General features: G+C 60.6%; 11 protein-coding genes. 6 read left to right on the top strand and 5 right to left on the bottom strand.

The genetic code is table 11. The features are described 5' to 3' along the window. Positions 1–38: 38 nt before the first annotated feature. The gene (locus HY36_RS17370) at positions 39–1,568 is read right to left on the bottom strand and encodes a flavin-containing monooxygenase (RefSeq protein ID WP_051602936.1); all 1,530 of its coding nucleotides are present in this window, start codon (positions 1,566–1,568) and stop codon (positions 39–41) included. 211 nt (positions 1,569–1,779) lie between these two features. On the opposite strand from HY36_RS17370, the gene HY36_RS17365 reads away from it, so the two are divergent. The 5 genes from HY36_RS17365 to HY36_RS17345 all read left to right on the top strand — a co-directional run bounded on the left by HY36_RS17365 (position 1,780) and on the right by HY36_RS17345 (position 7,915). Next, a complete protein-coding gene (locus tag HY36_RS17365) occupies positions 1,780–3,801 on the top strand; it encodes a transglycosylase domain-containing protein (RefSeq protein WP_051602935.1) in 2,022 nt (673 codons plus the stop codon). A 56-nt stretch (positions 3,802–3,857) separates the two neighbouring features. Then, a complete protein-coding gene (locus tag HY36_RS17360) occupies positions 3,858–4,898 on the top strand; it encodes a methyltransferase (RefSeq protein WP_035555698.1) in 1,041 nt (346 codons plus the stop codon). Then, positions 4,895–5,569 carry a pseudouridine synthase gene (locus HY36_RS17355; RefSeq protein WP_035555695.1) on the top strand — a complete coding sequence of 225 codons (675 nt, stop codon included), beginning with the start codon at positions 4,895–4,897 and terminating at the stop codon, positions 5,567–5,569. Before HY36_RS17360 ends, HY36_RS17355 begins: the two co-directional genes overlap by 4 nt. Before the next feature lie 23 nt (positions 5,570–5,592). Next, on the top strand, positions 5,593–7,422 hold the full coding sequence (locus tag HY36_RS17350; RefSeq protein ID WP_035555779.1) for an ATP-binding cassette domain-containing protein: 1,830 nt from the start codon (positions 5,593–5,595) through the stop codon (positions 7,420–7,422). A 61-nt stretch (positions 7,423–7,483) separates the two neighbouring features. After that, complete coding sequence (locus tag HY36_RS17345; RefSeq protein WP_035555692.1) at positions 7,484–7,915, top strand: PAN domain-containing protein; 432 nt, start codon at positions 7,484–7,486, stop codon at positions 7,913–7,915. Here HY36_RS17345 and HY36_RS17340 read toward each other — a convergent pair. The 4 genes from HY36_RS17340 to HY36_RS18030 all read right to left on the bottom strand — a co-directional run bounded on the left by HY36_RS17340 (position 7,912) and on the right by HY36_RS18030 (position 12,049). Continuing rightward, positions 7,912–9,510 (bottom strand): peptide chain release factor 3, encoded by a 1,599-nt coding sequence (locus HY36_RS17340; protein WP_035555689.1) that lies wholly within the window; start codon positions 9,508–9,510, stop codon positions 7,912–7,914. The genes HY36_RS17345 and HY36_RS17340 overlap by 4 nt on opposite strands. Before the next feature lie 79 nt (positions 9,511–9,589). Next, positions 9,590–9,964 carry a hypothetical protein gene (locus HY36_RS17335; RefSeq protein WP_155842034.1) on the bottom strand — a complete coding sequence of 125 codons (375 nt, stop codon included), beginning with the start codon at positions 9,962–9,964 and terminating at the stop codon, positions 9,590–9,592. Positions 9,965–10,055: 91 nt separating this feature from the next. After that, the gene (locus HY36_RS17330; RefSeq protein WP_241764263.1) at positions 10,056–10,406 is read right to left on the bottom strand and encodes a DUF1491 family protein; all 351 of its coding nucleotides are present in this window, start codon (positions 10,404–10,406) and stop codon (positions 10,056–10,058) included. Continuing rightward, positions 10,406–12,049, bottom strand: coding sequence for a sensor histidine kinase (locus HY36_RS18030; protein ID WP_162176034.1), 1,644 nt, complete (start codon positions 12,047–12,049; stop codon positions 10,406–10,408). Before HY36_RS18030 ends, HY36_RS17330 begins: the two co-directional genes overlap by 1 nt. 119 nt (positions 12,050–12,168) lie before the next feature. Between HY36_RS18030 and HY36_RS17320 the strand changes: the two genes are divergently transcribed. Continuing rightward, complete coding sequence (locus HY36_RS17320) at positions 12,169–13,146, top strand: hypothetical protein (protein ID WP_035555683.1); 978 nt, start codon at positions 12,169–12,171, stop codon at positions 13,144–13,146. Positions 13,147–13,185 lie beyond the last annotated feature (39 nt).

Genomic DNA, 13,185 nt, shown 5'->3' with positions numbered 1-13,185 from the left:
TCAGCGTCCGTCTGCAGCGCGAATGACCTCCGCGAGGCTCAGGCCAGCGCTTTGTCCTTTGCGGGGGCATCTGCGCCCTTCCGGTCATAGACAAATTCCTCGCTGTCCAGATCGATCAGCGGCATCTCGTCTTTCTCGCGCCAGTAGTCCTGCGAGTGTTGCCAGATGTCATGCGCGCCACGCTTCGGCATCAGGTGTAGCGAACGCATCATGTAGCCGGGGTTGAAATTGTCCGGGTCCATCCAGGGCAGGATTTCCATATCCTTGTCTTGCTCGCGAAGCTCAACGCGCACTTCCTTCGCCCCCTTGTCGTCCATATGCTTCAGCAGGCGGCTGATGAAATCGCCCATCAGATCAACCCGCAAGGTCCAGCTGGCGCGGAAGTACCCGAACACCCAGGCCATGTTCGGCACACCCGTGAACATCATGCCGCGATAGGTAACCGTCTGACTGAAATCAATGGGCTGGCCATCCCTCGAGAAGGGAATGTCACCGAGCACGGATAGATTGAACCCGGTGGCGGTGATGATGATATCCGCCTGAAGCTCCTCGCCGGATTTCAGCAGGATGCCACGTTCGGTGAACCGGTCGATATGGTCGGTTACGACGCTGGCCTTGCCGCTGGCGATGCCCTGAAACAGGTCGCCATCCGGGACGAAGGCGATGCGTTGCTGCCACGGGCGGTAATTCGGGGTGAAATGAGGATCGATGGGATAATCCGGCCCCAGCAGATCGCGAACGCCCTTTAGCAGTTCGGCCCTCACAATGTCCGGCTGCTTCTGGGCCAGTTCCGTGAATTTCGCTTGGTCGAACAGAACACGCTTGCGAATGATCTTGTGGATCCAGTCCGCGTCCACGCCTTCTTCCCGCAGCGCATCGGCCAACTCGTTCACATTGCGGCCCGGCGTGAAATAGGTGGGGGAGCGTTGCAACAGCGTGACATGCTCGCACTCGCCCGCAATGGCCGGCACCACAGTGGCCGCCGTCGCGCCAGAGCCGATACAGATAACCTTCTTGCCATTGAGGTCTACATCATCAGGCCAGGTTTGCGGATGAATGATCTGTCCCCGGAAGTCCTGCATGCCGTCCCATTCGGGCGTGTACCCCTCCTCATGGTTGTAATAGCCTTGGCACATCCACAGAAAGCCGGCCGTGAAGACCTGCGTGTCACCCGTGTCCGAGCGCTTCGCGGTGACGGTCCAGACCTTGCCCTCGGATGACCAGTCCGCCGAAACGATCCGGTGATTGTACCGGATGTGTTGGTCCAGATCGTTCTCTTCGATGACCTCGCCCATATAGGCGAGGATCTCATGCGCCGCCGCGATGGGCGCGCCTTCCCACGGCTTGAAGCGATAGCCGAATGTATAAAGGTCACTATCGGACCGGATGCCCGGATAGGTGTGCGTGCGCCATGTGCCGCCGAAATCACTCTGCGCTTCCAGCACGCAGAACGACTTTCCCGGAGACTGGTGCCGCATGTGCCAGGCCGCCCCGACACCGGAAATGCCCGCCCCGACAATCAGGACGTCAAAATGCTCTGAGGGCGTGGCGGCAGGTGATGTGGGCATGTTTTCCTCCGGGGTGCCGGGCCATCATTTACGGGCCCTGGTCGATACTGGTTTCACTGAACCAGTTTGTGCCTCTCTTATCACTCGGGAAATACCCGTATTGTAAGGCGTGACCTCGCGGCAGGCGGCACATTGCACGCCATGCCTTCTCATTGCCCCATTCCTGAAGCAATTAACCTGTTGAAAAATCGAATTCGGGTATCTGGAACACATGGCGAAAACACCCAGAAAACCGCCCACAAAGGCAGGCAAGACGACAGGCGCCCGCGCCATAAAGGTGCGACGCTCGCGCTTCGGTTTCCTGAAGACCCGCGCCGGGCGTTATCTGATGCTGGTCCTGCTGATCGCGCTGCTGGCCGGGGCCGGTTGGGCCTTCTGGAAGTGGCGCTCTCTCTATTTCGGCATGCCCAGCCTGCCGCCCGTGGCGGAGCTGTGGGATGCCAAGCGCGAACCCGCCATCGAATTCGTGGATCGCAATGGGAACACGCTGGATGTTCGCGGCCCGCGCTATGGGCGCGCGACCGATGTCAGCCGCCTGCCCGACCATGTACCGCAGGCCTTCATCGCCGCCGAAGACAAACGCTTCTATGAGCATGATGGCGCAGACGACGCGGCCATCGCCCGCGCGGCCTGGTCTAACATGCGCGCCGGAGAGACCGTGTCCGGTGCATCCACCATCACCCAACAGCTGATCAAGAACCTCGTTCTGGACAGCCGCCAGACCATCTCCCGCAAGGCGCAGGAGATGAAACTGGCACGCGAGTTGGAGAAGAAGCTCACAAAAGACGAGATTCTGTCGCTCTATCTGAACAGAGTGTATTTCGGCGCGGGTCTCTACGGTATTGATGCTGCCTCACGCTATTATTTCGGCAAGCCGCCAGAGGAATTGTCGGTGCCGGAGGCCGCCATCCTCGCTGCACTGCCCAAGGCCCCGTCCAAACTTAATTTGCGCGATAATCTGGAAGGCGCCAAATCCCGCCAGCTTTATGTGCTGCAGCAGATGCAGGATCTCGGCTTTATCACACAGGATGAGGTCACCGAGGCCATCGAGACCGATATCACCATCATCGATGCGCCGGATTACGACCCCCAACTCGGCTATGTGATGGATACCGTCGCCGACCGGGTGAAGCTGATGCTACCCCGCCCGCCGGGCGACATGGTGGTGACCTTGTCGATTGATGTCGAGCTGCAGCAGAAGATCCACGCCAAACTGAATGAGCGGATGGAGAAAGATGGTGAAGCCGCCAAGGCGAGCCAGGCCGCTGCGCTCGTGATTGACCGCGAGGGGCGCGTCGTCGCCCTCGTCGGCGGCCGAGACTTTACCGAGTCCGAATTCAACCGCGTCACCCAAGCCAAACGCCAGCCGGGCTCCAGCTTCAAACCATTCGTCTATGCGGCAGCGCTTGAAAGCGGCTTTTCTGCCTATGACGTATTCGAGGACGCGCCGCTCTCCATCGGAAAGTGGAAGCCCGAAAACTATGGCGGCGGTTTCCTTGGCCCGATGACCCTCAGCGAAGCCATGGCCCGCTCCACCAATACCGTCGCTGCAGAGCTGACTCAGGAAGCCAGCGAAGAGAGCGTCATCGGCGTTGCCCGCCGGTTTGGCATCACCACTCCGTTGAAGCCTTTCCCATCCATCGCGCTTGGCAGTCAGGAAGTGTCGCTGTGGGAGATCACCCGCGCCTTCGGCACATTCCAGTCAGGTGGCCTCCGCATGGACCCTTGGCTGATTGAAAAGATCGAGAATTCGCGCGGCGACGTGCTCTATACGCGGCCGGATTACAATCGCGACCGTGTATTCGATCATGAATTGGCAAAAGAGATGAACGGCATGCTGTCGCGTGTGACGAATGCCTCCTTCGGAACCGGCCAGCGCGCCAAATTCGGCAACTGGACCGTCGCGGGCAAGACCGGCACCAGCCAGGACTGGCGCGATGCCTGGTTCATTGGCTTCTCCAATGCCTATGTTGGCGGGGTGTGGATCGGCAATGATGATGACAGCCCGATGGCGAAAGTTTCCGGCGGTGGCCTGCCCGCCGATCTCTGGTCGGACATCATGGAAATCGCACATGCCGGCATGCCACCCGAACCGCTGCTTGGCGCCGAAGTTGGCATGGAGATGAGTGAAGCGGCGGAAGAGCGCATTACGTTCTATCGCGGCATGGCCCAGGCCTTCGCCACGGCGTCCAGCTCCCGAACCGGCAGCGGCGTGCGCGTTATCCGTCAGTAACAGCCGCTATGACGCTGGGCCTTTCCCGCGACCTGCAAACCGCCTAAAGACCGCGCATGTTTGATCCTGTTGTCTACGAAACCTTGATGCTCGCGCTGGAAGATGGCGCCGTGACCCTACCTGAAAACGGGCCGGTCCTGTTCCTGCGCGCGGAAGTGACGCCCTATTTGTCCCAGCTGCCGAAAGACCGGCTGGTCTGCCAGAACAGTTTCAAGCCGGATCATGACGCACTGAAGGCCGCCGGGTTCGAGGTTCTGCCGCCTGAGGCCGAACACTTTCCCGCTGCGCCGCTGACGCTGATCCTGCCACCGCGCCAAAAGGACGAGACGCGCGCCCTGCTCGCCCGCGCCCTGCGGGATGCGCCGGAGGGCGGTACACTTCTCGCCTGCTTGCCAAACACGCTCGGCTCGAAGACCATTGAGAAACTACTCCGCGAAATCGCCGGCGAAACTGAAGCGCTGTCCAAGAACAAGTGCCGCGCCTTCTGGGCCGTGAAAGACAGCAGTCGGATCAACACCGTTCTGATGGACGAATGGATCGCCCTTGATGCGCCGCAGACGATGGAAGGTGGCGTTTCCAGCCGCCCGGGCCTGTTCTCATGGAACAGGATCGATGCGGGCTCCGAATTACTGGCAGACAGTATTCCGGAATACATCAAGGGACGCGGCGCTGACTTTGGCGCAGGGCAAGGATTCCTGACGCGCGAAGTCCTCAATAATTGTCCGCATGTGGAACATATGACGCTGCTGGAAGCCGAGCATCGCGCCCTGCCCTGTATCGCAGAAACGCTGTCCGGCTTTGACAATTGGGACGCGCAATGGGCGGACGCGACGAAAGATGCCGGCACGGCGCTGTACGACTTCGTCGTGATGAACCCACCTTTCCACGTAGGCCGGGCCGACGCAGCATCCCTCGGACAGGATTTCATCCGCGCCGCCGCAAAGGCGCTGAAGACCGGCGGACAACTCTGGCTCGTCGCCAATCGGCACCTGCCCTATGAACAATTACTGGGCGAATGCTTCAAGGCACATGAAATGCTGGAAGACGCTGGTGGCTACAAGATCATCCGCGCGGAGAAACCGAAGCGGAAGCGATGAAGACTGATCGTCAGCTTGCGAAATATCTCGCCAATCTCGGCTATGGCAGCCGCAAGGAAATGGAGGCTGCCATCCAGTCTGGTCGGGTCACGGGGTCAGGCGACAATTTGCGCTTCGACGATGAACCGCTCGATCCTGCGCCGGGCATGGTTCTGATGATGAACAAGCCCGCGGGCTTTACCTGCTCGCGCGCCGACCAGGGCCGACTGGTCTATGAATTACTGCCCCCCCGCTTCCTGCAACGCAGCCCCGCACTTTCGACAGTCGGGCGACTGGACGCCGACACGACCGGGCTTCTCCTGTTCACGGATGATGGCAAATTGCTGCACAGACTGATCTCCCCGAAATCGTCCACCGAGAAGACCTATGAGGCAACACTTGCCCGCCCGCTCGAAGGACACGAAGGTGATTTGTTCGCAAGCGGCACATTGGTGCTGCGTGGCGAAGACAAACCGCTTCTGCCTGCAAAGCTGGACGTAACCGGAGAACGCAGCGCGCGCCTGACCATCACCGAAGGCCGCTATCATCAAGTGCGCCGCATGTTCGCCGCCGCGGGCAACCATGTCGAAACGCTGCACCGGCTGCGCTTCGGTCCGCTCGAACTCGGCGACCTGCCCGAAGGCGAATGGCGCCAGCTGAAACCGGACGAGATTGCAGCGCTGGCACCCTAGCGCGCAGCCCCGGCACACGCTACATCGCAAAAATGGCTCAACCTCCCCTGATCACCCTGAATGATGTTCGCCTGACCTTTGGCGGCAAACCCCTGTTTACCGGGGTCAGCTTTTCGCTGTCCAAAGGAGAGCGCGTCGCGCTGGTCGGCCGCAATGGCGCGGGCAAGTCGACGCTGATGAAGATCATTTCCGAAAGCGTGGAAGCAGACAGCGGAGAAGTCTGGCGCCAACCGGGCATCACCTATGCCGTTGTCGCGCAGGAACCGAGCCTGGCGGGCTATGACACCGTTCTGGATTATGTGGCAGACGGGCTGGAGGCCAGCTATATGGCTGAGGCCGAACTGATGGAGTTCGGCGTCGACGCCAGTGCCGACCCAGCCACGCTATCCGGCGGCCAGCAACGCCGCGCCGCCCTTGCCCGCGCCTTCGCCCGCGATCCCGATGTGATCCTGCTGGACGAGCCGACCAACCATCTTGATGTGCCCATGATCGAGGCGCTGGAAGCGCGCCTGAAGGGCTTCAATGGCGTCGTCTTGCTGGTCAGCCACGACCGTCGGTTCCTGGAGAATGTTTCGACAAACACGCTGTGGCTGCGTCAGGGAAAGGTTCTGAAAAGCCCGGAAGGCTATACAAAGTTCGACGAATGGGCCGAACAGATCGAAGTGGAAGAAGAGCGCCAGCTGCGGCGGATGACCACTCAGTTGAAGGATGAACAGCACTGGCTGGCGCGCGGAGTGACTGGCCGGCGCAAGCGTAACCAGGGCCGCCTTGCAAAGCTGAAACAGATGCGGGTGCAGCACGCCGAAATGCGTGGCGCCCTTCAGGACCGCAAGAGCACAGCCGATCTGTCTGTCAGCTCCGGCGACTCCATGAGCAAGAAGGTCATCGAGGCCAAGGGACTGTCGAAAACGTTCGATACGCCAAACGGTCCCCTTGTGATCGCGGATGATCTCTCCCTGCGCATTCTGCGCGGCGACCGTATCGGGATCATCGGCCCGAATGGCGCGGGAAAGACCACGCTTGTTCGCCTGCTGCTCGGCGAAATCGAGCCAGATGCCGGCAATGTGCGCCTCTCCAAGACGCTGCAGGTGACGTATCAGGACCAGACCCGGGATTCCCTCAACGCGACAGACACTGTGTGGGAGGCCCTCGCCCCGAATGGGGGGGATTCCATCATGGTTCAGGGCAATCAGCGCCATGTCGCGGCGTATGCCAAGGACTTCCTGTTCAAGCCAGAGCAGCTACGCCAGCCGGTTGGCGCGCTTTCGGGCGGGGAGCGCAATCGTCTCGCGCTCGCCATCGGCCTGGCGCAGCCGTCGAACCTGCTTGTTATGGACGAACCGACCAACGATCTCGACATGCAGACCCTTGAGCTGCTGGAGGACATGCTGCTCAATTATGATGGCACACTGATCCTGGTGAGCCATGACCGGGCCTTCCTGGATGCAACGGTGACGAGTTGCCTCTGTCCGGTCGGCGACGGCAGATGGGTCGTGACGGCAGGTGGCTGGAGCGACGCGCAGAACCAGCTGAAGCATTTCCGCAAGTCGGACGCCCCTGTTCAGAAGTCGGAAAAACCGAAAGCAGACAATGCAGTCCGCGCGAAACCGCAGAAAAAGCTTTCATACAAGGATGAGCATCGCCAGAAGGAAATCAATGCGCTGATCCCGAAGCTGCAGCAAGAGATCCGTACGCTGGAAGAGAAGATGAGCGATCCTGATTTCTACACGCGAGACCCAAACGGCTTTGCCAAAGCATCAGACCGGATCGGCGCCGCGCGCGACGAGCTGGACGAAATCGAGATGGAATGGCTGGAAATCGAAGAAAAGCGCGAAGCGCTGGCCGGGTCCTGAACAACCATTCCTTAAGACCGCGCACCTAGTCTCTTCCGCAAGACGGATGGAGTCCTGCCCAATGCGTATCGTGTCTGCCCTGCTGCTTGCTGCCTGCCTGAACCTGCCAGCGATTGGCGACAATCATGACGCCGCTGAAGCCCCGGTTGAGATCGCCAGCGAACAAGCCACGGGCGTTTACCGCTATGGCGCGACCTATGAATTCACGAACACCGCCACGGCCAGCGATTGCCAGAAGCTATGTGACACGCGCAGCGCCTGCGTGGCGTGGAGCTACATGGCCGGGTTTGATGGCGGCGCATCGCGCTGTGAACTGAAACGCGGCGCAGGCAAGGTGGAATACAATCCGCGCGCAACGTCCGGCCTCTCGGCCATGCACGAAAACCAGTTTCAGCCTGTGCTGCAAAACGCGGACGAATTGGAAGGCGGCGCAGACCTCGCCTCTCCGCCGAGCGACAAGCCGGAGCCGCTGGTCGCGACAGATCCGACCTAGAGCAAGCGTTCTTTCGTGGCTGTGAAGCGGATGTCCGGGTTCTTTTCCTGAGCGTAGCCAACATCCCAGGCATTCTTGGCCAGATAAACTGGCGCGTCATCCAGATCCGTTCCGCTGGCGGACTTGTTCTTGTCCAGAAAGGCTTCCAGCACCTTGTCATCATCACAGCTGAGCCAGCGCGCGACATTGTAAGGCGCAGGCTCAAACACGACTTCAAGATTGTACTCGGCGGCAACGCGCTCGGTCATGACCTCGAACTGCAGCTGGCCGACGGCACCGACAATCATGTCAGACCCGATAGCCGGCTTGAACAATTGCGTTACGCCCTCTTCCGCGAGGCTTTCCAGAGCCTTGCGCAAATGCTTTGCTTTCATAGGGTCTTTCACACGCGCGCGGCGCAGCAATTCCGGAGCAAAGTTCGGGATTCCGCCAAACTGGATATCTCCGTTCTCTGACAGGCTGTCGCCCACGCGCAGCTGGCCGTGGTTCGGCACCCCGATCACGTCGCCCGCATAGGCCGTCTCGGCAATCTCGCGGTCCTGCGCCAGGAACATCATCGGATTGTGGATGTTCAGTTGCTTGCCCGCCGTCGTCTTCAGGCGCATGCCCCGCTTGAATTCACCAGAACACAGGCGCAGGAAGGCCACACGGTCGCGATGGTTCGGGTCCATGTTCGCCTGGATCTTGAAGACAAAACCTGAGACCGGCTTGTCAGATGCATGCACGGTGATCGGCTCGCCCTTCTTCTCCGCCTTCTGGTCACGCGGAGGCGGCGCATAGGCGTGAAGCGTACGGAGCAATTCAAGAACACCGAAATGGCGCAAGGCAGACCCGAACACGACCGGTGTCATATGTCCGTCCAGAAAGGATTGTTCGTCAAACTCCGGCAACAGGCTGGTTGCCATTTCTGCGCCCTCGGAAAGTTCCTCGAACACGCTGTCGTCCAGCGCCGCCTTGAGGCTGGCTTCGTCGCCCGCAATACGCTCGGATTCGCCAATCTTCGGCGCCTCGCCCGGTTTGCGATCGAACACGCAGAATTCCTGTTTGTGCAGGTCCATCATCCCGGAAAACCGCTGCCCGCTGGCGGCTGGCCAGTAGAGCGGCGATGTATCCAGTTGCAGCTTGTCCTGGATTTCATCCAGCAGCGCGATCGGGTCCTGTGCCTCGCGGTCCATCTTGTTGATGAAGGTCACAATCGGAATATCGCGCAGGCGGCAGACCTCGAACAGTTTCAGGGTCTGCGGCTCAATCCCCTTCGCGGCGTCCAGCACCATGACGGCGCAGTCTGCGGCTGTCAGCGTGCGATACGTGTCTTCGGAAAAGTCCTCGTGTCCCGGCGTGTCGAGCAGGTTGAAAACAAGACCGTCAAACTCAAACGTCATCACGGAGGCGGAAACCGAAATGCCGCGATCTCGTTCGATCTTCATCCAGTCAGACGTCGTGCGTCGGGCCTGCCCACGCGCAGCGACTTCGCCAGCTGCGCGAATGGCTCCACCTGCCAGCAGCAGGTTTTCCGTCAGCGTCGTCTTACCGGCGTCCGGGTGGGAGATGATGGCAAAGGTGCGCCGGCGGGCGGCTTCCTGTTCATGGGACATGTAATCTGGGCTCTTTCGTGCTGGGCAGAGGCCCTAGCCCATTTGGCGCATCTGTTGAAGCACCAGTATCAGGATCAGGTCAGGCCGCGTTCGGCCAGATCTCGCCCACATTCGGTACCTTGCCTTCGCGGCGGTGGCGATCCCGGAGGGAGGCCAGCACGGTTTCCGGCAGGATGGTCAGCCGCGGCTCTCCGATCATGTCGCCGAATTTCGGGAACAGAACCGCATTTGCGCCGGTCTTGGCGATGATCAGCGCGCCCAGATCCTGAAGCAGCGAATCCTCCAGCGGAATATGCTCTTTCATATGCTCGCTGACCACGCGGCTGGCGAAGTTGAGCGCCTCTCGCGCCCGCATTCCGTAAGGATCCCCACACCCGAGAGACTTCCATCTCCTGGAAAGGTGCATTTCGGGAATTTCGATCTCGGTAATCTGATCGTTCAACAGGAAAAGCATGATGTCGCGCGCCCCAGCTAGCTTATGGCCGGAAGCTGCCCGCACACGGTTAACAAAGGGCTACCTTGTCTTAAGCAATGGATTGAAAAGTTCAGTCCAGCTGTTCCTGAACCGGCTCGGTCAGGAAATGCCGCCCATCGCGATCCTCTATCTCGATGGCCCACAGGTCGCGGTCCCGGTCGCGGGCCTTGCGAACATAGGCGTCAACGTCCGCCTCCTCCGGGCCGATCCCCTGCACGATCAGGTTCAGGAAGACGCGGTCGCCTTCCATGTTTATGCTCGGCGTGTAGACCGCCGCAGTGCCGTCCAGACAGGCGACCTTCACCACAACGTCGCCGCGCTCCTCATCGCCCGATTGCAGCACGAACGCCGCCGCGCCTGCGACCTGCGCCCGGCGAACCAGCGCATCTACCCAGACCTTCGTCGGCAGCCTGTCCATCATCACTCTGCCGCATCCTCCAGCGGCTGAATGTCTGCAGGATTGGCGCGCGGGAGGCTGACCTCGACCTTCGTGCCCTTGTTGGGTGCGGAATCAATCACGACCTGGCCGCCATGCAATTGCGCGAAGGAGTTGACGACCGCGAGGCCGAGCCCTGTTCCCTTGCGTCCCTTGGAATTGCTGCCCTGAGAGAACGGCTCCAGCACGCTGCGAACATCTTCCGGTGACATGCCCGCGCCCTTGTCTGTCACGCTCAGCACAGTGGCATTGCCTTCGTCGCGCGCATCCAGCGTGACAGTGCCGCCTGAAACGGAATACTTGATGGCGTTGGACACAAGGTTCTGCCAGATCTGGCGGACGGCTCTTGCATCGGCCTCGGCCCAGACTTCTCGTGTTGCCTTCAGCTTCAGCTTCACACCTGCCCGCTCGGCCTGATTTTCCAGTTGGCGCAGGACCGATTGCGCAGAGGCAGTCAGATCGACGGGCTCCGGCTCCAGGCGCTGGCGGTCGGCTTCGGCCTTGGCGAGGTCCAGAATGTCTTCGACCAACAGCAACAAATCCTGTCCGCTTTCATGAATGATCTCGGGATAGTCCTTGTAGGGTTCCGGCATCGGCCCGCGGATGCCAGCACGCATCATGTCGGCATAGCCGAGAATGGCGTTTAGCGGCGTTTTCAGATCATGGCCCAGTGAGGCGAAAAAGGCGGTCCGCCCCCTGAGGCGCGCTTCGGCCTCTTCCAGACGCGACCGCGTTTCCAGCGTGCTCGCCCGGACTTCCGTCAGATCGCGCAACACCAGGATCGAGCCCTCATCATGCGCCTCGGCGACGAAGGCCACGTCACGACCATTCTTCAGCGTGATTTCGCCATGCGTGCGTCCATTGGCAGGTTTCAACAGGCTGAGTTCAGACTCGTCCTGCAGCAGGCTGGCCAGCAAGCCCCCCGCCTTGACGCCGTCGAGCCCCAGCATGTCGCCACTCAGGGTTCGGATGCGGCCAAACTCGGATACATCGAGCAGCAGCAGACCGGATTCTTCGGGCAGGCTGAGATCCTGCCGAACGGGGATCACGGCCTCTGGCGCAATTACTGGCAAGGCGGCCTCTTCCTGGCGGGCATGCATGAAACTCCACGCCAGCAGGCCAACCATTACCAGCGCCGCGAAGGCGAGCAGCATGGCAGGCACCTGATACAGGCTGGTGGGGTTTGCCGGCGGCAACAGGCCTATTCGCACCATCACCGCAGCCGCAAGAAACGCAAAGGCGCTGAAAATCGCCGCTTCGGCCGCCATGCCGGGCTTTTCCAGATTCATCGCCGTCAGCGGCGCAATCGCGAACAATATGGTCAGCGGCGACAGCGTCACACCCGTCGCAGAGATCCCCAGCATGGCCAGCAGCGTCCAGCCGATCACCAGAAACGGCCCGACCAGATCGTCTGCCTGAACCCTTTCGTGCAACAGGGTGGCGCCCACAATTCCCGGCAGCGCCGCCATCACCAGACCTGCCAACAGTGCCGAATCAGCTGTGCCACCGATAAGCGCAGCCAGACCCACTCCCCCCGTCAGCACCAGCCAGACGAGATGAATGAACTGTAATCTCTTTCGCGCCAGATCGGGCAAGTCGTTAACACCCCGGTGATATTCGTTAGGCATTCTGCCTGTGTCACGCATGTCTTGCTGTATTTGTAATGTGTCCAGCAGGCAAGGTGAGGTTCCCCATGTGGGGAAGTTCATGCAACAGTGTCGCGTGACGCGTGAGGGAGAATTTGCACATGAAATCCATCAGAATGATCGGTACTGCGGTGATTGCCCTGGGAATGGCAATGGGGGCATCGGCGCAGTCAGCGGACCCGATCTCTGAATCCGCCGCTGTTTACGGGACATACCAATCCGACGTAACCGACGTGAAAGAGAAGCCGTTCGCTTCGGCCAATGACATCGACACGGCCCTGAACACTCTCGGCGGTCACAATCCAGACCAGCTGTCAAAAGGCTGGATCTCCTATTCCGCCCTGATCGCGTCTCAGGATCCTGAATACCGCGCCGCTGTACGCGACATCGAAAGCTATTACGGCTCTGATGTCCTGCTGACCGGCCTGAAGAATGATGTGCGCTATGCCCGCACGCTGAGCGGCGGCGACAATGCGGTCAGCATGTCCCTTGCCGCGACAGAAGCCGACAGCCAGCGACTCAGCGCGACAGCCGCCTACGTCAAGGAACAGGCCTACAGCCTTCAGGGCTCCGGGTGGGCCAAGGCGAAGATCGGCAATTCCGGCGCGAAGGCCAACCGCCTCAACAGCATCCAGACAGTCGGCACTCCTGCTCGCCAGCCCCTGATCTCTGCGTTCGCAGCATCTGACATCGACAGCGTTCTGGCCGGCGCAGGCCGCGTTGGCGCGCCATCGCTCTGGGACAATGTCTCCGGCGCGGCAGACGCCATCCGCTTCCCGGCGGCAGTCACATCCGGCCTCGGCCTGACTCAAAAGAAAAAGGTGAAGTACGGCAAGGAGCCCGTGGCAGACCAGATCGCCACGCTCGCCGCTTACCGCATCCTTGGCGAAACGGCCTCGTCTTCCAGCCAGGTCAATTCTGCAATGGCCGAGCGCGAAACGCGCGGCTGCCTGAACATGGCCAACCTCAACCTGCAGCAATGCGTTGCCGCAGCGAACCAGCAATATGAAGTTCCGTTCTGCATCGGAGAGCACGCGCTTGCCGACGTGGGACAATGCATTGGCGGCGTCTACCAGTAGCCAGTCAACACAAGTCTCTCTCTCGCCCCCGGCGTCCTC

It is taken from the genome of Hyphomonas atlantica corrig., assembly GCF_000682715.1.
In the GTDB taxonomy this organism is placed as follows: Bacteria; Pseudomonadota; Alphaproteobacteria; order Caulobacterales; family Hyphomonadaceae; genus Hyphomonas; species Hyphomonas atlantica.
The sequence above is the reverse complement of the archived record's forward strand: the minus strand, read 5'-3'. Positions and strand labels throughout refer to the sequence as shown.